Genomic DNA, 25,250 nt, shown 5'->3' with positions numbered 1-25,250 from the left:
TGGAGTTGATCTTATCTAATAAACGCAGGTAACTTTCATCAAAATTTAGACACAAAAAAAGCGCCTTAAGCGCTTTTTTTCATTTTACTTAAAAAGTAAAATTATACAGCTGTGATGTTATCAGCTTGTGGACCTTTTTGACCTTGTGAAAGAGTGAACTCTACACGTTGGCCTTCAGCTAAAGTTTTGAAACCTTCGCTTTTGATTGCTGAGAAATGTGCGAAAACGTCTGGGCCATTTTCTTGCTCGATGAAACCAAAACCTTTAGACTCGTTGAACCACTTAACTGTACCTGATACGATGTTAGACATTGTAATATCCTGATATAAAATAAAAAATATGCTCATAAGAGCGGGTGTAGCAAAAAATGAGATGGTACTTTAAAAACTTCAGGACGGTACTACAAGTATTACTTATACAACATCGAAATGGAGATTTATAGCTTACATGCTTTCTTTCTAGCTGCAGCCCACTATATAGATTTTTTAAAACATGTCAAGTACCCATCTATAATCAGAGTGATAAACAACCAAAACCGCTATCATTGGTTATTAAAATTCAAATTCTAATGCGAGCCTAAAGCTATGATTTTTTTCTGATTGGCTGATCTCAGTGATAAAACCCGCTTCCCATTTTAACTGTTTTTGTCCATCAAAACGCTGTAAACCTATAAAACCTGGCCCTATACCCACAAAGTCTTCACCTACGTAAACTTCAAGAGAAGGCTGAAAAGCAGAGCGATATCGATAGCGATATTGTGCTCTAAACTCACTTTCCCATTCATTTTTAATGTCTTGCCCCCACTCGTATACTAAAAAGGCATTCATAGTTAAGCTTGTTTTGCCAAACTCTTTTTCGATCACAAAACCCGTAGTTGCTTCATATACGTCTTCATTATGTTTTTTTTCAAACTCAAATAATGCCCCCCAATCGGCCCATAATTTACCTTGCTCAATCAATTGCCAGCGTAGTTCAAGCTCATAAGCTTCTAAACCAAAGTCGCCGTTATCGTCTCGCTCACCAACTAAATAGCCTTCGAGTGCCATTGTATCGTTAATAGCACCGCCACCACCCAAACGCTGCGCTAGTATGTTGCCACTATCTGTTTGGTGCGACACCAACCGCCATTCAAACTCTCGCTCAAAAGGTAAAACATAGGGGTGATATACCTTATCAACAACAATACCATCGGCCTTTGCTGGGATTGAAAGTACCAACAAACAAAAAACGGTAAAGCTAAGCGCTAAATATAGGTTGAGTGCTTTCATACACGTTCCTTAGATATTGAAGCTGAAATAACATAACAAAGTGATAAAAATATCACGCTACTTGTACTATATATAAGTACACTCATTAGATCAGGGGTAGCCTCGTAACCAACAAGAGCACGCAGTACGCGCCCTAGCTCAGAGTTTTCGCTTAATACATCGCGTAAATCCCACACGGTTGCGGTGTTGGTAATTAAGTCTATTTGGCCTGCCAAATCCAGCGCAACTAATAACTTAGCCGCGCTGTTAAAAGCAAGCAAAGTAAAAAGCGGATACATACCAAAACGGTGCTTAATTGCATTCATTAAAAAGTACAGCAATACGCTAAAACTTAAACAAATTCCAACACCTAATAAAGTGCCAATAAATAAGCTTTGCCCTGCATCATTACTTTGCCAAAAGCTGGTGAGGTAAATAATATAGTGGCTTAAATACATTGTTATTGTGCTTATAACCGCAATATAAAAAGCCGCTAATTTTTGCTTTATTGCAAATACTAATACAGCAATAAATATAGTAATACATAGCCCTATTTGTGAGTACTCTAGTCCTTGGTGTTCAAACCACTGGCTCACCCATGAAGCACTTTGCATGTACAAAAACGACATGAGCGCGCCAATTACTAAAGCAGACCCTATTTTTAAAGCGCTTTGTTTTTTAACTACTTGTAGTAGTACTAATAAAATAGCCACTGGTAGTAATTGATTAAGGCTCATGACTAAACTAGTTATTAGCATGCTGCGCCCCTTCATCGTTAACTATAACAACGCCCCTTGCTGTATTTGGCGAAAACTCACCAAAAAACTCGTAATGCCCTTTACTTAGCGGCCCTATATAAATAATGCTTTTACGATTTGGGTAGAGTACTTTTTCTCTGTTTAGATCAAAGCTATCAAACTCTTCTGGTGTGCTGTCTTGGTTTTCTATCAATAGTTTTACTTTTTTATTTGCGGGAATAATTATTTGCGAGGGATAAAACAAATGATCTTTTAAAATAATAAGGTACTCTTTACTCGTCGCGTTAAACGACAAAAATAGCAAACAACAAAGGCACTGATTAAATAAACGTTTAGTCACTTTTTACTCCTGTAAAAGTAACCTTAACAGTTAGTCCGCCTAAATGACTATTCGCTAAATGAATAGTTGCGCCATAAATAGCAATTATGTGTTGAACAATCGCCATACCTAAACCGGCACCTTGCTCGCCTGATGGATGCTGATCGCCACCTACGCGATAAAAGCGATTGAATATTCGCTCTTTTTGCTCATCAGTCATACCCGCACCAGAATCATCAATTTGCCAACTAAAGCCGTTATTACTTGATGCTAATTTAATTATAATTTGACCATTATTGGGTGTGTATTTTATGGCATTGCTAAGTAAGTTAGCGATAAGCGTGGTTAATGTAAACTCATCACCATTAATTACAAAATCATCGCCTTCAAGACTAATGGTTTGGTTTTTTTCATCTATTTTGTCGTATTGCTCCGATACGACTTGCTGAGTAATCGTTAGCAATGATTGTTCGCTAAATTGCCTCTGCCATTGTTCAGGCTGAGTGCGTCCTAAAATTAGCATTTGCTCAACAATATTACTTAAGCGATTAATGCCCTGCGACATAGCTTGTAATTCTTGATGGTCTTGCAGATTACTTTGTTTATTAGCCAAATTATGCACATTAATTTTTAAACTACTAAGCGGGGTACGTAATTCGTGAGCTGCATCTGAGGCAAAAAAGCGCTCCCGTAAGTAGGCAGTTTCTACGCGTTTAAATAAGTCGTTTAAACGATTAATAACCGGTTTAATTTCCTCGTCGGTTACTTGCCAATTAATTGGCGTAAAGTCGTTCGCTTGGCGAGACGCCAACTGCTTAGATAATCGAGTAAGAGGGGCTAATGCGTATTTAACAAAAAAGCTAATAAAAATAGCAAGCAGAGGGACTGCCCATAGCATAGGTAACATTGCGGATAAAATAACCGCTTCAGCTAATTCAAAACGCTTTGCCATAGGTTCAGCAACGATGACTTTACGGGTGTTTTTACTCATCACAAATACCCGCATACGCTGCCCTGCTACATTGGCTGTTTGAAAGCCCTCGCTAAAACTAATTTGGTTATTTGATAAACTCGATGAGCCACTAAGTAAATTATTATTTTGCCAAATTTGATACAACAACTGAGCGCTATTATTACTTACTTGTACTGCATCTGTGCTTAGTGCCAATGGTTGCTCAATTAAAACGCCAGCCACTATTTTAAGTTCATCATCAAGCAAACTTTCGCCGTGGTGCATACTTTTTTGATAGCCTTTTACTAATGCTAAAAAGCAAGTTAGCACCATCATTGAAAGTAAAATTAAGGTCAGTCGTTTACGAATTGACATTTTCAACCTCGAAAAACAAATACACTCTAACGCTTACCAACCACGTAGCCAATGCCACGTAAGGTTTTAATAAAATCACTAGGGAATTTTTTACGAAGATGATGAATATGCACCTCTATGGCATTAGAGCCGACTTCTTCACCCCATTGGTAAAGTTTGTTTTCGAGTTGTTGTTTTGACTGTACCCTTCCCTGATTTTCCATTAGCGCTTTTAAAAGCATGTATTCTTTTCGAGGTAGTGTAAGTGACTGCCCACTTAGTTTAACTGTATGAGCAGAAGTATCCATTACTACATCACCACAGCGTAATAAGCTTGATTGTGTTTGATTAATACGCCGACTTGCTACACGTAAACGGGCAAATAGCTCAGCGGGGTCAAACGGCTTTGCAAGGTAATCATCTGCCCCCATATCGAGCCCTTGGACTTTGTCGTCAATACTGCCGCGAGCAGTTAAAATAACCACCGGTATTACTTTTTTTTGCGCTTTAATATGCTTTAAAACTTGCGAGCCGTCGCCATCAGGTAATCCTAAATCGAGAATAACAAGCTCAATCTCACCACTAGAAAGGCTCTCTAAGGCGTGCTTTACTGTGCCACTGTGCTCTACGCTGTAGCCCTCTTGGCGCAAAGAGCGAATAAGCCCTTGCGCCACTAAATGATCGTCCTCAACGAGTAATAAATGCATTATCTGTTTATCTTTTTAATTTTTTATCTACTTTTGCCAATAACTGACTTATTGCTTGTTGACGATATTTATCTGCTTTTGCCCGAGTATCACGAATCCCAGCAGCTTGCGCTACAAGTAGTCGCGCTTTAGCTTGTTTATAATCGCCATCGTCATACAAGTATTCACCGTATAAGTAATTAGTATCAATGCCTTCGAGATTAAAAGCGAGCGCTTGTTTAAATAATTTTTCAGCTTTGTCGTCATCACCAAAACCAATTGGCCAGCCAGGTACTTTGCTATAAAGCGTTGCAAGGCTTGCGTAAGCGGAGCCATTGAGTGCAGTGCCATCAATCGAGAGTGCATTTTCGAGTGACGCTTTTGCTTCTTTTGCTAAACCAAGTGCGCCCAAGCCCCCTTTTGCGCCAGCAAAGCTGGCTAACACAATGCCATTCCAAATATGTGTTTGCGCCGAGCTTGGGTAGTTTTTAACAAATAATGCGCTTTGCTCACTCAGTTGCGTAAACGCGTCTATTTGCGCATCGTCTTCAAGTTCGTAATTAGCAATTGCCCACTTTTGTTGAATATCGGTTAAGTCTTGCGCTTCATCTGCGTGTACTGCAGTTGCAAATACAGAGGTTAGTATTAAATAAAATGCGAGTGTAAATTTATACATAATTTTGCCCTTGTGTGTTTGTTAACTTAAAAAACGTTTAATTTTAGGAAGTTGCTTTACAATAGCGTTATCAACAACGCTTGGGAATACGCCATTTATGCGTGCAAATAATTTTTCAGGAAAACCAATAAAGCGCCTTGTTTGGTTTGAACTTATAAGAGCTAATAACTCTTGAGCAACTAATTCTGGCGAGTCCATTTTATTGCCGAGCTCTTTATTCATTGCCCGCGCTTTACTACTATTAATAGATGTATCTGTTGCTCTTGGTGCTAAATAGGTCACTTTAACGCCTGAACCATTCAACTCACGTGATAACGCTTCTGTAAAACCACGTAAACCGAATTTACTGGCGCAATAAAGCGTTTGAAACGGGTAGCCAATACTGCCAAACGATGATCCCACGTTAACAATGGTGCCTTTGGTATACACTAACTGCCCTAAAAATAGCTGGCATAATTTAATAGGCACCGACAAATTAGTAATGAGCATATTATCTATTTGCTCATTACTTGTGTGCTCAAGGCTTTGCATCGTATTTATACCGGCGTTATTAATAAGTAATTTAACGCCGCCGAGTTGCTTGGCTTTTATTGCTAGGTTAATACGTGCTGTATCGTCGGTTAAATCGCCCGTAAATATTTCACTGTCTGGGCATGCACGGCTCAGTTTTTCAAGGGCTTGGGTATTTCGCCCTACAAGTAGTAACTTCCACCCTTTTGCATATAGGGCTTTAGCAATCGCTTGCCCTATTCCGCCTGTTGCACCAGTGAGCACACACAAAGAACTACTCATGCCAATTTGCCTTGTGCACGTGCTTTAAAAAATGGTTCGTCATCGAGTCCACGAAATATATCACCGTATAAACGATAAAAGCGCTTTGCACCATGAAGTATGGCTTGCTGATCCGCCTCGTCTGTTATTTGGTTCATTAGGTTTTCAAAAAACTTTACATGCTCTATATCAAGCGCGCCGTGAGAGGTTAAATAACTAAATGCTTTTTTAGGTAAGCCCACAGCATTTGCAATGTTTGAAGCCGCGCCATCAGCAAGCGCTATAGAAGTGCCTTCAAGCACATGCACCATGCCAAAAAAGCTCAATGGGTTTTTACGTGCAATGGAGTCGTACGCATACGACACCATCATTTCGGTAGCGTATTGCGGCTGACTGCACCGTACTGTTTCTTTGTCAAAACCACAGGCTGCAATATCATTAAGTACCCACTCTTGATGACCTATCTCTTCTTCAATATATTCTGCTACGGCTTCGCGCAGCCACTCTTGATCGTCGGTTAATCGTGCACCAACCGACATCATTAATGGCACAGTGTGCTTAACATGGTGATACGCTTGCGCTAAAAACGAGGCGTATTCTTCAAGTGATGCTTCGCCTTTAAAAACACGCTGTATAATCGGCGCTGCAAGCAGGTAGTTTTGCTCTTGTTTAGTTTGCTCTTTAAGGGTGTTAAAAAAATCACTCATTAATTACTTCTCCAAGTCGGTAAAATTGCTCAAACACAGCATGGTACTGCTTACTTATGGCATCTCGTTTTGGGCGATTATTTGTTGTTAATAATCCTTGTTGCACACTTAATGGGGCAGTTAAACGATGCCACTTTTGAATTCGAGCATAGTCGGGTAGTTGTTTATTAATTGTCTTAATGTACTGCGCTAACACTGGGTTACTTTGCTTTGTATCGGCGTAAATAATGGCACTGAGAAAAGGTCGACCCTCACCAAACACAACCGCTTGTAAAATACCGCTTTGACTGAGTAATAGTGATTCAGGCCACTCGGCACTGATGTTGCGACCCATGCTGGTAATAATTAGGTTTTTTAATCGGCCTTTAATAAATAAAGTATTTTGATGCTGTTCGACCAGGTCGCCAGTTGCATACCACTGGTTTTTGTTGTGAGGTTGATGATTTAAGTAACCTAAAAACAAATCGCCTTTTATAAAAAGCTGACCGTTTTCAATTTTGGTTTGAATATGAGGTAACACAGAGCCGGCACTGTGGATGTTATCGTTTGTGGGTGTATTTAAACTCACTACAGATGCCGCCTCAGAAAGTCCATAACCTTGGTACACCGGTAAGTTTAAGCTACGCGCTTTGGTTAATAGCATTTCGCTGACACGCGCACCACCTACGGCAATAAACTGTAACGAACTAGGCGGTTGCCAACCACCTTCTGCAAAAGTAACTAAGCATGCTAATAGTTCAGGCACTAAAATAAGCGTATTTGGCTTAACTTTATCAATCGCAGCTATAAGCTGTGCGGGCTGTTTTAATGCAGTACCAACAAAGCCTAATTCATTTAACGGCATTAAATGCACTGTACCGTTACTTTTTAAAGGGGCATACACACCGGCTATATTTTCAAGCAATACAGCAAGCGGCAATAAACATAAATGAACAGGCTTTTTAATGTTAATTTTATCGCACAGAGATTGAGCTACCTGCATTTGACTCTTTGCAGATAAACACACGCCCTTTGGTTGCCCAGTTGATCCTGATGTAAATGTTACTTTTTGAGTATCTGGAAAATAACTGCCGGGGTTAGCTACAACGATTTCGTAAATATATAATGTGTAACACTCAAATAAAGTAATTGATGCAGTCGGCTCCCCAAGTAAAGGGTTTAGCGTGTCGCTCATAAATACATTAGCGCCACATTGAGCTAGTACATATTGAGTTTGTTGTTCACTAAAAAAGTGAGCAATTGGCACAGCCACTTTATTAGAAACCGCAGTAGCGGCATCAATAACAAGCCAAGCTGGCGTATTATCGAGCTTATAAGCGATACATTTGCCGTTAAAGCTTTGTAGTATTTTTACTACTTTTTGTATTTGCTGATTAAACTCATCACCGTTAATTTCAAGTGTTTGCTCTTTATTGTGGGCAATAATTAATGGCGATATTGCATGGGTATTATAGTAATTCATACATTCACCAACGCATTTACCAAAGAATTGATATTTGAGTGATTTTGCTGCATCAAACTATAAAGCATTGGGGTATTTAATACTTGTTGGTGAGCTTGCTCTAAACTCACAACGCATACGGTAGGCTGATTAGCGTAGTAACTTCCCCAACTTAGCGGATGCTCAACAACAAAACTGTTTGCCACAGCAATTTCAGTGCAGTTAACGCCTAGTAAGCGCAGCAGTGCACGTACTTTTTTAGTGGCGCAAAATACTAAATGTTTAGCTCCTACACTTTGCAGGGCTTCATTAACAACAATAAAATGCCCAAGCGTTGCTTTGCGATGTGTAGAGCATAGATTACCAAGCTCAAATACTTTATTACGCTGTGTAGGCTCAGGTAAAAAATACTCAATGGGCTGTGCTAAGTATTGCTCTATAAATAGAGGAGCTGTTGCTTGCCTTAAACCCAATGTGCACTGCCCTTCGTTTGTCGTGTATTGGCAAAGTAATGGCATAAAAGAGGTAAGCGTGGCGTTATAAGCAACTAAAAACCCTTCTTTAACTGTGTTTTCTAACGCACTTCTATGCTCACCATTAACGCGAGCACTAACAAAGCGTGAGTTATTTTGAATATAAACGGGTGATGAAGGTAGGTGTGCTAATTGCATAAACATCGCTCATATAAAGTGTATGTTTGTAACTTAGCGAGCGAAACTTAAAGAAAACTTAAGAAAATAAATATTATACCAACCTACATAAATCTTTGATCAATTTAACGAATTAAATTGCACTATAACGTCGTTAAAAATTTTTATTTACGACTGCATGGATGTAGGAGGTAGAGCAATGCAGGGAGCAATTGCCGAGAACAACTAGATACAAAAACTTTTGCCTAGTTCTAGCGTAATTTTCTTAACGTTAAATAGACCCCATTTATAAGCAGGTTGGTATTAATCAAATAAAAAAGCCCCTGAATAAATTCAGGGGCTTTTAAATAACGTTTATTTAAACTTATTTACTAACGTTTTTACGACGTCTGTTAAACCACACTAATGGGGTAAGTAATAAAGCAATAAAGCCAACACTACCACCGCTAGATTTCTTCTTGGTTACTGGTACTACAGGAACGGCTTCATTTTTTACCATTACTGTACTTTGCTGAGCTACAGTTGTCGTCCCATCACTTACCGCAACCTCAAATACAAGTTCTTCATCTGCATTTATAGAGCCAGGTGTGAAAGTCAATATTGCTGTATCTATACCCGACAGTGTTGCCGCTGTGCCACTAACTTGCGTCCAAGCATAAGTTAATGCATCACCATTTCTATCTGTGGCAGTCGCTGTAATAGTGCCAGTGCCAGACTCAGTTATTTCTGCTGAATCACTCTCAACAAGTAGCAATGGCATCGCGTTATCACATGATGTTACAGCATCTCCTGCGACTACTTTAGAGAATACAGGCGATAACACGTTAGACATTGTTAGATTATCAATCCACCAACCAAAATCAGCAACAGCCGAATCAGATGAAATACGGAAACGAATTTTAGCTTGGTTGCCATTTAAAGCATCGCCAAAATTAATTGTTTCGTAGTTGCCAAACGCCCCATCGTCTTGAATATTACGTCCTGTAAATGTATTTCGCTCTTGGAGTGCTTGAGAAGTATTTTCAATTAGTGGGCCGTTATAACCAACACTAAATTCCCCACCCACTTGCGTTACATCCGTCCACTCGCCATCATTAACACTAATTTCTACAACACCACCATCCCAATTCTCTTCAATGAGGTAAAGGTGCCAAAATGATATTTCAAAATCACCTGAGTAACCTATTTCAAACGATTTAGACTCAACCGCCACATCAGTTTGGAAGCTATTGTTATTTAAAAACATTGCCTGAGCGCCTAACCCAAAGCCCGCAGCATCAAAAGTGGTTATATTGCCACTGTTATCCATGCTCTGCGTACCGATAGCAGCATCCCCACCAAACATTACATTTTCGTTTAAATCAAATAATGAGGCAGCCGACACTTCCATATCATCTGAAACAGTAGCACTGACAGGTGCTTCATCTTCAAAATCTATATTTACAGTGAATGAAATTGAATCTTCTAGTGCTTCAACAATATCATCATCCGTTTCAAGCTCAGGGAAGGTTACTGCTATTTCTAGTGTTTCAGCGGTGCCTGCATCATTTAAAGTAATAGTGATAGCGTCACTTGTTGATATTGCAAATGGTGCTGTTTCAGCAAAGGTAACTAACCCATCATTTTCAAGTGTTACATCATGATCGCTGATTACCGTTAACTGCGCTTTAGTCCCTGTTAAGGTTTCACTACCACGGTTAACAATGCTTACACTAATAGAACCTGTTTCACCTTTATCTAGAATATTATCGTTAGTACAATAACCAAGCTCAGCACCGTTATATGCGTTATTAACTATCACGTCGCTTAACGCGAATGTAGCAAGCTCAGATTTATCAGATTCAACAACCCCCGTTAAATCATCACTGAAACGCTCTGGCGATTCAGCTCCTAATCCCATGCCACGCTTAGCAAATGCTCCTAAAATTAATTTATAATCGGCAGGTTCAACAGCATAAGCAGCAGCTAAGATGGCATCACGCGCTTCAGTGTAAAGCGGAGCTACTGGCGTTAATTTATAGCCAGCAACAAGGTAGTCAGCCATGCGGTTTTGAGCTTCCTCAAAACCATGCTCGTTAATTAATGCTACATAACTTTCCCATAACATCGTTGCCCAAATTTCGCCTGCGGCATGTGGCGAAGCTACGCTTGTTGGTGTAATACCAATATCAGCGCCTGCATTTTCTGTAATATGGCGGAATGATAATGCATTTACTTCGGTATCAGTTGAGTAAGGTACGCGACGAATACCGTAATAAAAGTCCTCTACAAATGTACCGCTACCATATGCCTTTTGGAATTTATCATTGCCTGTAATGTTAATATCATCAGCTTTAGCAATAAACATGAGTGAATGGAAGTCCCCCCAACCCTCGCCCATTGCGCGACCTTGGAAGTTAATTAAACCAGATGAGTTACCCACTAAACGGTTACTGATATAGTGTCCCCACTCATGAGCAATAATACCATTATCAAACGTACCATCTTTTAATGTTGCTTTAGTAAACATATCTACAGAAACAGTATCGCCCGCAGCCATTAAGTCATACATAGCATGACCATCAGCGTAATTTAATCCCATATTTGGAATAGTAACTGCATCATCTTCACCGCCCATTGGCGCTGGCTCATCTGTGTCTGGGTCATTATTCACAACAATTGCTGCTATTGCGCCCGCATTTTGTGCATTTTTTACTTTAATTGTGAAAGAACATGAGCCGCGATCGACTAACGCTATTTTACCTGCAAGATCGGTGGCATTTATAGCAGGCTCACACCCATCATTAATACTTGTTGAATCGGTTGTATTACCATCGTCTAAGCGAACAACATCCCCTTTAATATCACTAAATTGATATTGACCGAAGCCTGACTCTTTTGTTGAATCTAATAAACCTAAAGTCGCATGCGAAGTAACTGTAATACCAAAATCAACACCGACTTGTGCATCTTTACTATTGTATAAATACATTTGCATACGAGGGCTTGCGCCATCTGCAGGTGTCGACATATTGGCATTGTTACGTCCTGAATTATCCTGCGCTTGTGCTTCAATTGGATCGCCTTCTATGCCTCCACGTTCAAAATTAGATAATTGCGCAACATTTGATGTTTCATCAAAGCCGTGATCGTAGAAAAAATCATGTAAAAAGTTATTCATATAAAATAAATTAACAATTGCGGCTTTTCGATTAGCGTAACTATTAGCAACTTGATCTACTTGGTACGGATAATCAAATGTCAGATCGGCTGTGGTGTCAGCTGTAAAGTCGCCCTCACTAAAATCTTGTGGCGCAACAACATCAGCATAAGCAAATACATTGTTGCCCGATGTAGTCGTAGCATCATCAGCTAACCATGGATCCATTGTGCTTAATTTACTGTAATAAGATAACGCAACTATTGGCGCGTCTAAAATTTCAGTTTCATCAACTTGATCAGGCCCATCAGCTGGAATTACATCACCATGAGGGCTTTCCATTGGGTAGCCATCTTGATTAGCATACACGCGATAATTAAAGTCGGCTGCATGTGATTTCAAGTCTTTCTTAAAATAAACTTTGTTATTTTGAGTGCCAATTACATAGCTATAATAGTCGCTTTCAAGCGCATTTTTATCCGCAACTTCGACTTCAACATAATATGCTGACTCTAATTGTCCTGCGACTTCAAAAAATACTTTCTTCGCGCGGGGTTCACCTAATATAATTTTAGAATCATCACCTGAGGTGGCCTGATATTTAGCATATCCACCTTCTTCGCCAATCTTACGAAGCGATGCATTAATACCAGCCAATTCCAAAAGTGCAGATTGAATGCTTTGCTCAGCATTTACAAAGCCACTCAAAGCCGCAAATGATTTTTCAGCTGACGACGTATCCGCAAAATAACCAGAGCCAGCCACAAGGTTAAACTCTTTATCCATTATTAAGTTGAATTCACGATTAAAAACATCAATACCATGAACCTGCTGTTTATACTTTGCGACTATTGAGCCTCGCTTTTGCTCATGCAAATCAGTCATTACTGCTGATGATATTGTGCTTTTCTGACTGCTAATACCAGTTAGAGATTCTAAATAAAGATCCGCTGCATATTGGTTTCGTTTTGCAGGCTCAATAAGCGACATATTTGGCGCCTTTTGCCCCACCGCTTGCCATAAAAATGTGGCTTTACCCAATTGTTTGTCATAAATAGAACGATGACCAGATACTGTCGTTCGCTCAGCTAGTGCGCGTTGCTGCATTGCCGCTGGTGCTATTGCTTGAGTTTGAGAGTTTGCAGTTACATCAAAATATTGCGCTGATTCAGCTGCGGTTAGTTGTCCTGCGGATAAAGTAGCTGCAACAATTGTTGCTACTGTGGTTAGTTTGAAATTAGACATAAAACACCCTGTTTATATTTTGTAATTTTTGTTTATTAAATGTATTTTAAATGTAATACCAAACGACAGTAGCAATAAGTCGTGTAAAAAAAAAGCTAAAAAACTCTATCTTGTATAATAAAAAGGTAAAAATATGAAACCGCCGTATTTAATAATTGCATTGATATTAACTGCTTCAGGCACTTTGACTGCCTGTAATAACAGCAAAGAACCAGCTGCTGCAGCCGTACAACAGTCTGAGCCTCAAACTCCAACACAGGTCAGCATAAAAAATAAAACGGCAGTAGAAGATGTTAGCCAAAAAATTCATCTGCAAGCAAATAGCATTATGTCATCAGGCGATAAATTGATTTTTAACTCAGAGGTATTGAAAAAGGGGGATATTGTTTTTAACCAAACGATGCAACAAAAAGGGGTTGTTACAGGAACACTTGTTCTTACGCTTGCATCTGATTTTGTACCAAAGGATTTAGCCAACAACTTTAATTTAATACGCTCGACTGCGCATAACTATATGTTACTAGTCACTCAAGACGATAATATTAAAGCCGTTGCTAAATCATTAAGTGCTTATTCTGATGTAAAAAATGTCGAAGTATCCGTAAATTACTCACCTATAGAAACCCAATTTTAAATGCTGATTAGTTAATTTTTGTCAGCTATTACACAGCAGTTTCGGCCGTGCTCTTTAGCGTAATAAAGTGCTTTATCCGCATATTTGTACACTTGGTCTATATCGTTACTGTGCTCAGGCCAGGTTGCAATACCTATAGAAATAGTAATAAATCCAATAATTTCCATGTTTGTTGAGGCAACGGTTGTTCGTAGTCGTTCCGCTATTTTAAAAGCACTTTCGCTGTCTTCATTTGGTAAGATAAGTACAAACTCTTCACCACCAATACGCGCTACAACATCATCCTTTCTGGATAGTTTTTTTATAATATCGGTGAGTGTTTTTAGTGCTTCATCACCTTTATCGTGGCCAAAGGTATCATTTACACGCTTGAAAAAATCGATATCAATTTCCAATATTGCAAATGGAATTTGCTTAAGCATAAGTTGATTAAGTAATCCGTTTAAACTTCTGCGGTTATGCGCCCCTGTAAGTGGGTCTGTTTGTGCATCATGGCGTAATTGGCCTATTTGAGTTTGTAAAATACTCACACCTTTTAACATGGCAAGCTTTAACCTCTGGCTTTCAAAGTACCATGCTTTTATATTCTCAAAATTTTCAAAACTAGCCGGGTTATCAAGTGTATTTACTTTGTTTGCGAGTTGTTTAAGCGGCCTAGAAATAAAATGAGCAAAAAAGCCTATAAGTATAAAAGTAATAACCGCCATTGGTAACGTACGTTTGATAACTTCTATAATCAATGTATCAAGTGAGGCTAAGGTATTTTTAACTGGACGTTGCGCAATAACTCCCCAATGTGCTTTTTTTACTGGGGCGTACCCTGCTAGCATCTCAACATTTTGGTTGTTTCTAACATTCGCAATCCCTCCTTTTCCATTAATAACATCATCTATAATTGCGTTATTATTTACATAGGTGCCGATACGAATATGATCCGGATGATAAAGTATGCGTTTATAAGAATCGACCACATATATATGTGTCCCTTCATCGTAATAATGTTGATCCAGTAAATCATTCAAAATGCTGCGCTCTTTTAAATAAAGAGATCCACCAAGATAGCCTAAATAATTCCCTGCATTGTCAAATAACGGATGGGAAATAAAAATTATCAAATTACCTGCGGCTGACATATAAGGTTCACTAATGAGCGGGCGCTTTTCTTTCAATGCTTGTATTGCGCCTGGAGAGGAAATTGTTTGCTCCATTATTTGCGGTAAAACAGGAGACGTCGCTGCAATAATACCGTTCTTGTTTATCACTACAGAATTAAAACTATTTGTTTGTAAATTTAATCTGGTTACTTCTTCTTTCAATAATTTTTCATTATTTATTTCTTGCTCTATTATTTTTGCTGAATAAGTAAGTTGCTGCATTGCAGCTTCTAAAAAATTATCGGTTGCCGAAGCCAACTTATTTGCATAAGCATAATTGCTTTTTAGTGTGTAATTCATTAACTGCTCTTTTTGCACTTGATAAGTAGAATAAAAACTACTTACTAGAGTGCTCAACGAAGCAGAAAATGCTAAAAGCAGAATGAGTAACCTTAGATTAAGTGCAGGTAGTAATTTGTACAGCAAATGTATATCGTCCACAGTACAAGGCAGTTAAAGCTTGCACTTATTATTGTATATAAAGCCTACAATTATACCCTCTTGAAAACTTATAATCTAATGTTTACAAAGACAGAAAAAATATATGTAAGTACTGATTTTCATTAAATTTAACGATATAAATTTTATCTATTCGTTACAATACGTTAATGGCTTTAGTAAAGAAAAACCATGTTTTGCAGTTGCACTAAAAAGTAGATAAGCTGCACACACTTATCTATTTTATTTAGCTTTGGAGTGTGTTTTGCTAAATAAGTATATTGTGTCGTCTATCGTTTTTTTATCTGGGTGCTTCATGCCAATACAATCCTCGTTCGCACAACCTGTACTTTCTCTTGAACAACAGCTTGGTCAAAAGCTCATGCTTGATTTTCGCTATTTTTGCGAACAAGGTACGAATAAACAATGCAGAACACCATTAACTCAATTACCAGACAAGCTTGCACACATAATTGCAAAGCATAACATTGGGGGGGTTATCTTGTTTTCTGAAAATACCCAATCAATAGAGCAAACTATTACACTGAATGCTCAACTGCAAAATGCAGCAAGTAAATCGAGTAGTAAACTACCGTTATTTATATCCATAGATCAAGAAGGTGGACGAGTAGCTAGGTTACCCCGTGATCTAGCTACTTCATTTACTGGCAACATGTCGATTGGTGCAACATATAAAAAACACGGAACAAGCTTCGCTACAGAAACGGCAACGGTTATTGCTAAAGAGCTAAGTTCTTTGGGTATTAATGTAAACTACGCGCCCACTATCGATGTAAATATGAACCCAGATAATCCGGTAATAAACGTACGCTCTTTTGGAGAAGACCCTGTTTTAGTTGCCAAGCTTGGTGCTGAACAAGTTGCAGGATTTGAAAGCAATGGGGTTATTACGTCGTTAAAGCACTATCCTGGGCACGGCGATACCAGCGTCGATAGTCACACTGGTTTACCTATGGTAAGTCATGAAAAAGAGGTTATTTACGCTCAAGATTTAGCACCATTTAAATACATTATTGCAAAGCAAAATCCCGGTATGATCATGACGGCGCATATTCAGTATCCTGCGCTAGATAGTACAACGTTTGTAAGCGTTGATGGAAAAACCATGATAAAACCTGCAACGATGTCTCGTAAAATAGTAACCGACATTTTACGAGGAGAACTAAATTACCAAGGTGTTGTAATAACTGATGCGCTTGACATGGCTGGTATTAGCCATTTTTTTACACCCACTCAAGCGGTAATTAATACATTTTTAGCTGGTGTTGATATTGCACTAATGCCAATTGAAATTAGAACGCCAGACGATTTAATAACGTTGGATGAACTTATAAAATCACTTGCCGCAGCGGTTAAATCAGCGCAACTTGATGAGCAAGAAATAGCTAAATCAGCGCAACGTATAATATCACTTAAAAATAAGTTTAGATTAAACACTCATTTGGACCCTATCAGCGCACTTATAAATGCAAAACAAACAATTGGCAGTGCAGCACATCGTGAAATAGAAGCGCAACTAGCTGTGGAGGCTATAACGCTAGTTAAAAATAATAAAAACACTTTACCGCTTAGCCTTAAAACAGATCAGCATATTCATATTATTATGCCTGACACACGTAAGTGTATGGCAATGCAACAAGCCATTGAAGCTATAAGCACTCAAGTGCTTAACTATACTTGTAGCAGCCTGCAAGGTTTTAACCCGCAGCAAGCACATATCGATATAACCACTGCCGATATAATAATTGCAGGTAATGCGACACCAAACCAAAGTGCGGTAGAAATTGGCGGCATGGATGATTTAAAAGACGACGCTAATTTTGCACTCAATGATGCACAGCAGCCAAAAGCACTTAAATCATTACTCAGTTTTGCTAAAGCCAATAATAAAAATACCGTATTTATAAGCTTAAGAGCCCCTTACGATATTGCTGAATTTGGCAACTACGCACAAGCTGTACTTGCATCCTACGCATATAATATTGATGTCGATAAAAACGATGTTGTATCTGGCCCTGCTTTTACCGCGCTTGCAAAAGTACTACTTGGGCAGTCACCCGCCAATGGTGTATTACCTGTCACTATAAAGCAGCAAAAGGCGCGCTAATATGAAACTTAACTGTGATTTAGGCGAAAGCTTTGGCGCATGGAAAATGGGCCTTGATAGCAGCGTAATGCCACATATTGATATGGCTAACATTGCCTGTGGTTTTCATGCCGGCGATGCCGATGTAATGGCAAGCACCCTCACTCTTGCAAAACAATATAACGTACAAATTGGCGCTCACCCGAGCTACCCAGATCTGCAAGGTTTTGGTAGGCGCTCAATGAATCTTAGTGCAAGCGAGCTAATAAACTGCCTACATTATCAAATTGCAGCGGTTGAAGGTATGGCAAAAGTGCAGGGATTAACACTTAGTTACGTAAAGCCACATGGTGCGCTTTATAACAACATGATGGCTGATGAAACAATATTAAACACTGTCATGCATGCCATTGCCATCTACCCAACTCCATTAAAGCTCATGCTACTTGCAACGGCTAAAGCACATAGCCATCAGCAACTTGCCAAAACATACCAATTAACATTAATTTTAGAAGCCTTCGCGGACCGTCAATATACCGATGCAGGACTGTTAGTGTCGCGGAATATTCCTGGTAGCGTGCATAATAAATCGGCACTGATTGCGCAAGTAAAACAACTGTTAACTACAGGCTGTGTAACAACTCAATCGGGAAAGGTATTACCTTTACATGCTGATAGTTTATGTGTGCATAGCGATAACGAAGCAAGCATTGCCCTTATTCAGGAGATCAAAGCTCTGTGCCAAACTCGTTAAACATTCAAAAACTAAGTAACCTGAACTCTGGTTAAGAGATTTACTACGTATTGAATCATGGTGATATTTAACTTTATTTTCTCTAGCCAGAGATTCTCAGTGAAAACAAGGCGAATTTACGCGTCAATAGCTACTCGATATAGATTTATTATCCAGAGTTCAGGTTAATTAATCATGTATATTGTACATTACGCAATGAGCTTAAGCTCAGCACAGGTCATAAACTTTACTTTATTTATTGTATTTTTAACGTACCATTAAAGCGCTACTCTTAATTTTAGGAAAAATGCAAATAGCATATGGAACTTTCCCCTTATACTCAGTTTACACCCTACCTTAGCCATAGCACTTTTTGTTGTAAATTTGATAGTAACCACTTTATTGATAGTGACTTTTCGAGTTATCAGATTTTTTCACCGCTGCAACTTCAAAAAGCAGTCACAAAACGAAAGGCCGAGTATTTGGCTGGCCGATTTTGTGCGAAAAAAGTACTAAACGCACTCGGTATTTCCTCTTTTGATATTCTTTCTGGCAATGATCGCGCGCCGATATGGCCTGATAAAGTTATCGGTAGTATTACCCATACTCAAGGGATTGCAATGGCAATGGCCTCTCAGCGCACAGATATCGCTGGCATTGGTATTGATATCGAACAGCTAATGAGCGCAAAACAAGAGCGAGAGCTACAAGAACAAATTTTGCACCCTAATGACTATCCTCAGTTTAGATTGTTCGCGGAGCAGGTATCACACCCGTTAACCATTATCTTCTCAGCAAAAGAAAGTATTTTTAAAGCTTTGTACGCAAGTGTGAAACAATTTTTTGGCTTTGAAGCGGCTACGCTCATTGCCTTTAATGAACAACAACTGCAATTTAAAATAACCCAAGCACTTTCACCGCAAGTGCCTAAAGACACTTACTTAACCGTATTTTACCAATGTGACAAAAATATAGTGCTCACAGAGTGCGAATTCAAAAATTCCTAGTTATACCAACCTGCATAAATCTTTGAGCAATTTAACGAATTAAATTGCACTATACGTCGTTAAAATTTTTATTTGAAACAGCTAGATAAAAAATTTGTCTGGGACCTGTTTATCTTTCGAGGTTAAATTTTCAGCCGTATGCTTGGTATTTAGGCAAGGCTGAGCTTATGCAGTGTGGTTATTCCCCATAATATAGTCGATAACGTTGAATAAATGCCAAACATGCGCTGCCAGTAGGGTAACGCAGGAGCCGTTACCAAGCCCACTAGGTTACAAACCTCACGCCGCGATTAAATCGCCCCTAGATTGAAATAACAGCCAAACCACCTCTTTACTGATTAACAATTAAGTTAAAAATACAACATTAATTAACTTTAGTGTTGTATTTTAATACAACCAAATGTAGTATTAAAAACAATTATCATTTACATTTACAAAAAGGAATACCTGTGAAATTTAAGGATGTTTTAATCCCCCTCGCAGCACTTACATCTACTACAGCTTTAGCTAATTCTGATAACAATGACACAGTGGATCAAATGACCGTGATTGAAGTTACTGGAGAGTTATTATCAAGAAGTCTACTACAAAGTGGTAATAGCGTTGTTGTTTTCGATAGTAAAGAACTTGAAAGCCGCCCCGAATTAAGAACAGTAAGAGACGTATTAAGCGAAATTCCAAACATCACAATGGTCACTGGTACTGGTAAAGCTCCAACAGTAAGGGGTATTGATGGTACTGGAGCCGCAGAAAACGCGAATGCATTTTTTGCAGGCAGCAGAGCACGCTTAAACTGGCAAATTGATGGTCGTTCAGCGACTTATAACGAAATAGTTTTTGGCGATTTAGGTATTTGGGATCTAGAACAAATTGAAGTTCTCAGAGGGCCACAAAGTACTTTAGCTGGGCGTAATGCAATAGCAGGTACAATACGGGTAGAAACACAAGATCCGACGTTTGAACAAGAGTTCACAATTCGTGCTGAAGGCGGGAATTTAGACCAAAAACGACTTTCAGCTATTTATAATCAACCTCTTTCGGAGCAGTTTTCCTTACGAATTGCAGCAGATCAATTTGAACGTAGTTCATCTGTTGATTATGAATCTTACCCTGGTGTTAAAGACCCAGCTGACATGGAAGGCCGTGCAATTAGAGGGAAATTACTTTATGAGGGCGATGACAAATACGGTACACGCGTTGTTGTCACACTAACCGATAACAAATACAGTGGTCCAAATAGTGAAATCATTGATTACCCATTTGATCAGCGTCGTTCTAACTTTCCGCAACAACCCGTTCATGTTACGCATACTAAAAGCTTAGGCATTGAATACAGCGCATCATTAACTCAACAACTACAGTTAGAAGTAACGGCTTCAGCAACAGACTTTAATTTTGAACGTAAATCTACGCCAGATGGTTCTAAAGCGAATATTGATAACAAAGAGTTTGTGATAGAACCTCGTTTACGCTATCAAGGTGATAACGGCGAACAATGGGTTATTGGTAGTCGCTACTACACTTCAAAACAAGATGATTGGATCCAATTCATTGTAAAACAAAGCTTTACTGATGATTCAGATAATTTTGCAATCTACTCTGAGGGTGCCCTCCCATTTAGTGACAAATTTGAGCTAACGGCAGGTTTACGCTACGAAAAAGAAAACCGCAAACGTGAAGGCGGTGATCCTGATAGAGCGATTGCAAAAATAGAATCCGATAACGACTACAGTGCCTTATTACCTAAGCTTGGGCTCAGCTACCAAGTAAGTGATACGCATATTGTCGGTTTACAATTATCTCGCGGGTATAATGCAGGCGGCGGCGGCATTTCCTTTGGCGCACCAATTGTTAACTATGAATATGATGAAGAGTACGTAAACTCTTTAGAAATCTATGGTCGTCAGCAATGGGCTAATAACAGTATAAGCACATCTCAAAACCTGTTTTATTCGCAATATACAGACATGCAACTACCTTTTGATTTAACACCTGAAAACTCACGTGATGAAGCTTATGTAGTTAGAAATGCAGACGAAGTAACTACTATTGGTTTTGAATTTAATGCCGATTGGCAGATTAATGATCAGTTCAATCTTTATGGTGGTTTTGCACTGTTAGATTCAGAGATCACTGATTATCCAAACTCAGGCCTAGAAGGAAACTCATTACTTACGGTTCCTTCTGCTTCTATGAAATTAGGGACCACATGGCAATCAAATAATTGGGTTGTTAACGTTAGTGGCCAGTACACTGATGGCTGGTATACCAGTATTTCAAACGATGAAGGCGGTAAAACAGACGCTTTTGCGACCTTTGATACAAGTTTGAACTACGTTATCTCTGAGCAAGCTAAAGTGTATCTTTCAGTACGTAATATTTTTGATGAAGATGCTCCTGTTGCATTGTATCCAGGTACAGCACCTGCTGATAGCAATGAACCTGATACTAACTTTGATACAGCAGTATTGACCCAACCAAGAACGATTAGTGCGGGCATACAGTATACATTCTAATCAATCAGATTTTTCCACGGCAAAGCTAAATTATTTGCTGTGGAAAATCTATAAAATCAATAACAAAGGTTATTAAGTATGACAACAATTAAATACGATAGCAGCCTCTGGCCATTAGCTGTAACAGTAGCAAAGGGGGAGTGCACGCTAGCAATGCACTTAGACTCTTTAATATCATGGGATCGTTGGTTTGATAGAGCTGAAGCATTTATTGTAGTGCGTGTTTATACAGATGAAGCATCCTTACAACACCCTAAAGGGGCGGGTCCTGCAACACAAGAATGGCTTAAAAATGGTGCGGCAGAGAAAATGCAACAACTTGTTCAAGCGATGCTTATCGTTGTTCCTGAGGAGCAATATCAAAAATTGCAGAATATGAGCGTTCAAAAAGCCTTTGGTATACCTGGAGCCGTATTTAAATCACTTGATGATGCTAAAACATGGCTACAGGCATCAGCCAAAGAGATAGCGATACCTGAAAATATTGAATTACAAGATGTAGCTACACTTGTCCACTCTCATTGCGGTAATACCAATTAGCTTAATTAAGTGATCTATTTTTAGGTAAGAAAATAGTGTCGATAACAAGGCAACAAAGAGTTAATCGTCCCTCAAAGGGAAGCGCATGTTTGGTCTTTATACTGCATTATCGCCTATTTATGGGCAGTGACCACACTACATAGGCTCAGCCTTGCCTAAATACCAAACATACTGCTGCAAATTTAACCTCAAAAGATAAACAGGCCCTAGTTACCCCTTTATAAAAACACTCAATAATATGTAATCGATACAACTTAAAATCATATATTTGTGAGTGTTTTTTCCGCCACCATAATGTGGGGAAGTACATCTTCAATATCTGTTTGCAGCTTTGCATTAATATTATAAACATTACTTAAATGGCGCTGTGTTAGTACTTCTTCAGGCGAGCCATGAGCAACAACTTTTCCTTTATCAAGCATGTAAATTCGATCTGCAAAGCTCGCAGCAAGTGATAAATCATGAAGAACAGCAACAACTCCCGCGCCTTGTTTTGCCGTTGTAACGGCTTGGTTCATAACTTCATATTGATGATATAAATCTAAGCTAGCAGTTGGCTCATCAATTAATAAATAAGCATTTTTTTGCTGAGTTAAACTTGGCTGTAATTGGCACAATACACGCGCTAATTGAGTACGTTGCTTTTCACCACCAGAAAGCTGAGTAAAGCATTGCTGTGCTAGGTGAGTAATCCCTACGGCTTTCATTGCATCATTAGAGCACTGTTTCAAAGTAGCCTGCGTACACTGTTCTTGATGACTAAAATGCGCCATATCAACAACTTCATTAACGGTGAAAGGAAAATCTAACTCGTAGCTCTGGGTTAATACCGCCCTTAATTTAGCAAGCTCTAGCAAACTATACTCATTTAACTCTCGTTGATTAATATTTATCGTTCCGCCACTTAACGGCAAATCTCCTGATAATGCTTTCATTAATGATGATTTACCTGCGCCATTGGGACCAATGATAACTACAATTTCATGTGGTTTTACATAAAAATCAATATTATCCAGCAACGTTTTATGTTTAATTTTTACGCTAAGTTGATTGCCAATTAACATAGTTCACTTTGCTCCTTGGTAAGTTTTTAGCAGCATAATCAAAAAGAATGGACCGCCAATAGCACTGGTTATTAGACCAATGGGCACTTCTGCTGGTAGCATTATGGTACGGGCAAATAAATCAGCAAGGCTAAGCATTAATGCTCCCCCTAACATACAAGCTGGTAATAAATAACGGTGATCTGGGCCTAATATTAAGCGCATAATATGCGGCACTATTAAGCCAACAAAACCAATAACGCCCGTAATTGCGACGGCTGCGGCAGTGCAAAGTGCCGTATATATAAAAACCTGCTTTTTCAATTTAGTCACATTAATGCCGACATGCTTCGCTTGAGCCTCTCCTAATAAATACACGTTAAGAGGTTTAGATAAACGTAATAAACCAATACAACAACCAATAATAATACCGAGTGTTGGCATTATCATCGCAAGGTGATTCCCCGCCAAAGAGCCCATACTCCAAAATGTTAAATCACGCAATTGTTGCTCATTACTTACCAGTGTTAAGATACCGATAATAGCGTTTACAATCGCATTTACGGCAATCCCTGCCAGTAGTAGACTAACGATAGTAAAACGCCCATTTTGCGCGCCCAACCGATAGATAAACATGCATACCGCTATACAACTCAAAAATGCCCCTACAGGCACCGCATAGTAGCCTAAGTTGTCGCTAAAATTAGCAAACAAGCTTGTTCCTAATACAATAGTTGCTACTGCACCTAACGCTGCACCACTGGCAATGCCAATCAAGCCAGGATCTGCTAATGGATTTCTAAATAAAGCTTGCATTGCAGCACCGCAGGTTGCTAAACCAGCTCCAACAACCATCGAAAGTAGAATACGAGGAAGGCGGATCTGCCAAATTATAGCGTGTTTAAGCTGATCATCTACCGGTTGGGTTAGCATAAGCATCGTCTCGCGCAGCGTTATCACGACCCCTCCCTGACTTAGAGCAATAAAAAATACCAATATACAAATAATAAACAAAACAGGAATAGATAAAACCCGTATCCGTTGTTGCGCTAATAACCTATTTCCTAACGCCAGCATAACTATCGCTCGTCCTGTTGTTTTGTGCTGTTTTCAGCTAATTTTAAAAATCTATATTGATAGCCATCTGGCAAGCGTGTTTTAGGATAAAATGCATGCGCTAGTTCTACGGCCGCTTGAGGCGTTCTAGGCCCCATACTTAACAAATAGAGCGCATCAAAATTGTAAATACGTCCATTTTTTATCGCATTTGAATATTTAAAAACAGATAATATTTCAGCGCTTGGTTGCTGATCATTGGCGCCAATTCCCATACTAATAATCACATCAGGATTTAGTGCCAATGCAGCCTCGCTTGAAATCGTCTGCCAGTTAACCATTGTTTGAGCCATCATATTCACTCCACCGGCAATAGTTACCAACTCATCAGCAGTCGTCTCTGCCCCTGCAACCATAAGTTTACTACTGCGGATAACCAAAACCTTAGGTTTAGTACTTGTTTGCTCTAAAATATATGACAAGGCCTTGCGGTCCGCTTGCAAAGAGTCTGCGAGCATATTGCCCTTACTCACAACATTTAATTGTTTGGCTATTTGCTCTATTTTATTTTCAATACGCCAAAAGTTGTCGTTTTCATGCAAGATAACCAAGTTAGCGCCAGTGAGCTTTAATTGCTCAACCATTTTTTTAGGACCAATATCTGATTCAGCGAGGATAAGATCTGGATTTAATGACAACACACCTTCAACGCTTATTTTGCGAACATAGCCAATTTGTGGCTTCTGAGTTGCAGCGGCTGGATAAACACTGGTGCTATCAACGCCAACAATGCGTTGTTGTTCACCAAGGGCGTAAATAACTTCTGTTATTGAGCCCCCTGCAACCACTATTCGCTGTGGATTAACAGGCTGCGGACTTGCATGTACATAGCTATTAGCAAGTAAAGTAACAAACATAATAAATAAAATAGATAAGGGTTTCATTGATGTTAAATTTAATTTGAAAACAAAAATACTAACAGTTTTCATTTACAACTTGTAGTTTTTATTATGATTGTTTTAATGACCTATAAAATTTAGTTTAGCCTCTTAGGTAATAAGGTATGTTAGCTTTTCA

At 39.0% G+C, this 25,250-nt stretch carries 22 protein-coding genes; 6 read left to right on the top strand and 16 right to left on the bottom strand.

Annotation, left to right across the window (positions count from 1 at the left end):
• Positions 1-101 precede the first annotated feature (101 nt).
• The 12 genes from NRL14_RS03445 to NRL14_RS03390 all read right to left on the bottom strand — a co-directional run bounded on the left by NRL14_RS03445 (position 102) and on the right by NRL14_RS03390 (position 12,945).
• Entirely contained in the window at positions 102-311 is a 210-nt protein-coding gene (locus NRL14_RS03445; protein ID WP_002959120.1) for a cold-shock protein, read from the bottom strand.
• A 240-nt stretch (positions 312-551) separates the two neighbouring features.
• Positions 552-1,268, bottom strand: a complete 717-nt coding sequence (locus NRL14_RS03440; protein WP_306724012.1) for a hypothetical protein — start codon at positions 1,266-1,268, stop codon at positions 552-554.
• Entirely contained in the window at positions 1,265-2,005 is a 741-nt protein-coding gene (locus tag NRL14_RS03435; RefSeq protein ID WP_306724011.1) for an iron transporter, read from the bottom strand. Before NRL14_RS03435 ends, NRL14_RS03440 begins: the two co-directional genes overlap by 4 nt.
• Positions 1,992-2,345: a cupredoxin domain-containing protein gene (locus NRL14_RS03430; RefSeq protein WP_306724010.1), complete on the bottom strand. Its 354-nt coding sequence runs from the start codon at positions 2,343-2,345 to the stop codon at positions 1,992-1,994. Before NRL14_RS03430 ends, NRL14_RS03435 begins: the two co-directional genes overlap by 14 nt.
• On the bottom strand, positions 2,338-3,651 hold the full coding sequence (locus NRL14_RS03425; protein ID WP_306724009.1) for an ATP-binding protein: 1,314 nt from the start codon (positions 3,649-3,651) through the stop codon (positions 2,338-2,340). Before NRL14_RS03425 ends, NRL14_RS03430 begins: the two co-directional genes overlap by 8 nt.
• A gap of 26 nt (positions 3,652-3,677) precedes the next feature.
• Positions 3,678-4,337, bottom strand: a complete 660-nt coding sequence (locus NRL14_RS03420; protein ID WP_306724008.1) for a response regulator transcription factor — start codon at positions 4,335-4,337, stop codon at positions 3,678-3,680.
• Between the two features lie 7 nt (positions 4,338-4,344).
• Entirely contained in the window at positions 4,345-4,992 is a 648-nt protein-coding gene (locus NRL14_RS03415) for a hypothetical protein (protein ID WP_008139362.1), read from the bottom strand.
• Between the two features lie 21 nt (positions 4,993-5,013).
• Positions 5,014-5,784 carry an SDR family oxidoreductase gene (locus tag NRL14_RS03410; protein ID WP_306724007.1) on the bottom strand — a complete coding sequence of 257 codons (771 nt, stop codon included), beginning with the start codon at positions 5,782-5,784 and terminating at the stop codon, positions 5,014-5,016.
• Positions 5,781-6,470, bottom strand: coding sequence for a TenA family transcriptional regulator (locus NRL14_RS03405; RefSeq protein WP_306724006.1), 690 nt, complete (start codon positions 6,468-6,470; stop codon positions 5,781-5,783). The genes NRL14_RS03410 and NRL14_RS03405 overlap by 4 nt, the downstream gene beginning before the upstream one ends.
• Complete coding sequence (locus NRL14_RS03400) at positions 6,463-7,932, bottom strand: AMP-binding protein (RefSeq protein ID WP_306724005.1); 1,470 nt, start codon at positions 7,930-7,932, stop codon at positions 6,463-6,465. Before NRL14_RS03400 ends, NRL14_RS03405 begins: the two co-directional genes overlap by 8 nt.
• Positions 7,929-8,582, bottom strand: a complete 654-nt coding sequence (locus tag NRL14_RS03395; RefSeq protein ID WP_306724004.1) for a thermostable hemolysin — start codon at positions 8,580-8,582, stop codon at positions 7,929-7,931. The genes NRL14_RS03400 and NRL14_RS03395 overlap by 4 nt, the downstream gene beginning before the upstream one ends.
• Positions 8,583-8,925: 343 nt before the next feature.
• On the bottom strand, positions 8,926-12,945 hold the full coding sequence (locus tag NRL14_RS03390; RefSeq protein ID WP_306724003.1) for a rhombosortase-dependent M36 family metallopeptidase: 4,020 nt from the start codon (positions 12,943-12,945) through the stop codon (positions 8,926-8,928).
• A gap of 133 nt (positions 12,946-13,078) precedes the next feature.
• Here NRL14_RS03390 and NRL14_RS03385 point away from each other — a divergent pair, with 133 nt between their 5' ends.
• The gene (locus NRL14_RS03385; RefSeq protein ID WP_007376654.1) at positions 13,079-13,579 is read left to right on the top strand and encodes a hypothetical protein; all 501 of its coding nucleotides are present in this window, start codon (positions 13,079-13,081) and stop codon (positions 13,577-13,579) included.
• A gap of 11 nt (positions 13,580-13,590) precedes the next feature.
• On the opposite strand, the gene NRL14_RS03380 is transcribed toward NRL14_RS03385, so the two are convergent.
• Complete coding sequence (locus tag NRL14_RS03380) at positions 13,591-15,033, bottom strand: sensor domain-containing diguanylate cyclase (RefSeq protein ID WP_306724002.1); 1,443 nt, start codon at positions 15,031-15,033, stop codon at positions 13,591-13,593.
• 454 nt (positions 15,034-15,487) lie between these two features.
• Between NRL14_RS03380 and NRL14_RS03375 the strand changes: the two genes are divergently transcribed.
• The 5 genes from NRL14_RS03375 (at position 15,488) to NRL14_RS03355 (ending at position 22,074) form a co-directional block, all read left to right on the top strand.
• On the top strand, positions 15,488-17,299 hold the full coding sequence (locus tag NRL14_RS03375) for a glycoside hydrolase family 3 protein (protein WP_306724001.1): 1,812 nt from the start codon (positions 15,488-15,490) through the stop codon (positions 17,297-17,299).
• Position 17,300: 1 nt separating this feature from the next.
• Positions 17,301-18,032, top strand: a complete 732-nt coding sequence (locus tag NRL14_RS03370) for a 5-oxoprolinase subunit PxpA (protein ID WP_306724000.1) — start codon at positions 17,301-17,303, stop codon at positions 18,030-18,032.
• A 299-nt stretch (positions 18,033-18,331) separates the two neighbouring features.
• Positions 18,332-19,018 carry a 4'-phosphopantetheinyl transferase gene (locus NRL14_RS03365; protein WP_149615016.1) on the top strand — a complete coding sequence of 229 codons (687 nt, stop codon included), beginning with the start codon at positions 18,332-18,334 and terminating at the stop codon, positions 19,016-19,018.
• Between the two features lie 449 nt (positions 19,019-19,467).
• Complete coding sequence (locus NRL14_RS03360) at positions 19,468-21,534, top strand: TonB-dependent receptor (RefSeq protein ID WP_008139340.1); 2,067 nt, start codon at positions 19,468-19,470, stop codon at positions 21,532-21,534.
• A 78-nt stretch (positions 21,535-21,612) separates the two neighbouring features.
• Positions 21,613-22,074, top strand: coding sequence for a hypothetical protein (locus NRL14_RS03355; RefSeq protein WP_008139338.1), 462 nt, complete (start codon positions 21,613-21,615; stop codon positions 22,072-22,074).
• Positions 22,075-22,334: 260 nt separating this feature from the next.
• Here the strand turns inward: NRL14_RS03355 and NRL14_RS03350 are convergent, their stop codons facing one another.
• Genes NRL14_RS03350 through NRL14_RS03340 form a run of 3 tightly spaced genes read right to left on the bottom strand, consistent with a single transcriptional unit; the run spans position 22,335 to position 25,162 of the window.
• Positions 22,335-23,138 carry a heme ABC transporter ATP-binding protein gene (locus tag NRL14_RS03350; RefSeq protein WP_033028652.1) on the bottom strand — a complete coding sequence of 268 codons (804 nt, stop codon included), beginning with the start codon at positions 23,136-23,138 and terminating at the stop codon, positions 22,335-22,337.
• Positions 23,139-23,141: 3 nt separating this feature from the next.
• Positions 23,142-24,194, bottom strand: coding sequence for an iron ABC transporter permease (locus NRL14_RS03345; RefSeq protein ID WP_033023434.1), 1,053 nt, complete (start codon positions 24,192-24,194; stop codon positions 23,142-23,144).
• 2 nt (positions 24,195-24,196) lie between these two features.
• Positions 24,197-25,162 carry a hemin ABC transporter substrate-binding protein gene (locus NRL14_RS03340; protein WP_008139334.1) on the bottom strand — a complete coding sequence of 322 codons (966 nt, stop codon included), beginning with the start codon at positions 25,160-25,162 and terminating at the stop codon, positions 24,197-24,199.
• Between the last annotated feature and the right edge of the window lie 88 nt (positions 25,163-25,250).

It is taken from the genome of Pseudoalteromonas sp. 20-92 (genome assembly GCF_030847595.1).
Lineage (GTDB): Bacteria > Pseudomonadota > Gammaproteobacteria > Enterobacterales > Alteromonadaceae > Pseudoalteromonas > Pseudoalteromonas fuliginea.
This window is presented reverse-complemented; position numbering and strand designations above follow the sequence as displayed.

Bases quoted from the DNA above. Each gene is read 5' to 3' on its own strand.
- NRL14_RS03445 (WP_002959120.1), bottom strand. From the start codon at position 311: ATGTCTAACATCGTATCAGGTACAGTTAAGTGGTTCAACGAGTCTAAA.
- NRL14_RS03440 (WP_306724012.1), bottom strand. From the start codon at position 1,268: ATGAAAGCACTCAACCTATATTTAGCGCTTAGCTTTACCGTTTTTTGT.
- NRL14_RS03435 (WP_306724011.1), bottom strand. From the start codon at position 2,005: ATGCTAATAACTAGTTTAGTCATGAGCCTTAATCAATTACTACCAGTG.
- NRL14_RS03425 (WP_306724009.1), bottom strand. From the start codon at position 3,651: ATGTCAATTCGTAAACGACTGACCTTAATTTTACTTTCAATGATGGTG.
- NRL14_RS03420 (WP_306724008.1), bottom strand. From the start codon at position 4,337: ATGCATTTATTACTCGTTGAGGACGATCATTTAGTGGCGCAAGGGCTT.
- NRL14_RS03415 (WP_008139362.1), bottom strand. From the start codon at position 4,992: ATGTATAAATTTACACTCGCATTTTATTTAATACTAACCTCTGTATTT.
- NRL14_RS03410 (WP_306724007.1), bottom strand. From the start codon at position 5,784: ATGAGTAGTTCTTTGTGTGTGCTCACTGGTGCAACAGGCGGAATAGGG.
- NRL14_RS03405 (WP_306724006.1), bottom strand. From the start codon at position 6,470: ATGAGTGATTTTTTTAACACCCTTAAAGAGCAAACTAAACAAGAGCAA.
- NRL14_RS03400 (WP_306724005.1), bottom strand. From the start codon at position 7,932: ATGAATTACTATAATACCCATGCAATATCGCCATTAATTATTGCCCAC.
- NRL14_RS03395 (WP_306724004.1), bottom strand. From the start codon at position 8,582: ATGCAATTAGCACACCTACCTTCATCACCCGTTTATATTCAAAATAAC.
- NRL14_RS03390 (WP_306724003.1), bottom strand. From the start codon at position 12,945: ATGTCTAATTTCAAACTAACCACAGTAGCAACAATTGTTGCAGCTACT.
- NRL14_RS03385 (WP_007376654.1), top strand. From the start codon at position 13,079: ATGAAACCGCCGTATTTAATAATTGCATTGATATTAACTGCTTCAGGC.
- NRL14_RS03380 (WP_306724002.1), bottom strand. From the start codon at position 15,033: ATGAATTACACACTAAAAAGCAATTATGCTTATGCAAATAAGTTGGCT.
- NRL14_RS03375 (WP_306724001.1), top strand. From the start codon at position 15,488: ATGCCAATACAATCCTCGTTCGCACAACCTGTACTTTCTCTTGAACAA.
- NRL14_RS03370 (WP_306724000.1), top strand. From the start codon at position 17,301: ATGAAACTTAACTGTGATTTAGGCGAAAGCTTTGGCGCATGGAAAATG.
- NRL14_RS03365 (WP_149615016.1), top strand. From the start codon at position 18,332: ATGGAACTTTCCCCTTATACTCAGTTTACACCCTACCTTAGCCATAGC.
- NRL14_RS03355 (WP_008139338.1), top strand. From the start codon at position 21,613: ATGACAACAATTAAATACGATAGCAGCCTCTGGCCATTAGCTGTAACA.
- NRL14_RS03350 (WP_033028652.1), bottom strand. From the start codon at position 23,138: ATGTTAATTGGCAATCAACTTAGCGTAAAAATTAAACATAAAACGTTG.
- NRL14_RS03345 (WP_033023434.1), bottom strand. From the start codon at position 24,194: ATGCTGGCGTTAGGAAATAGGTTATTAGCGCAACAACGGATACGGGTT.
- NRL14_RS03340 (WP_008139334.1), bottom strand. From the start codon at position 25,162: ATGAAAACTGTTAGTATTTTTGTTTTCAAATTAAATTTAACATCAATG.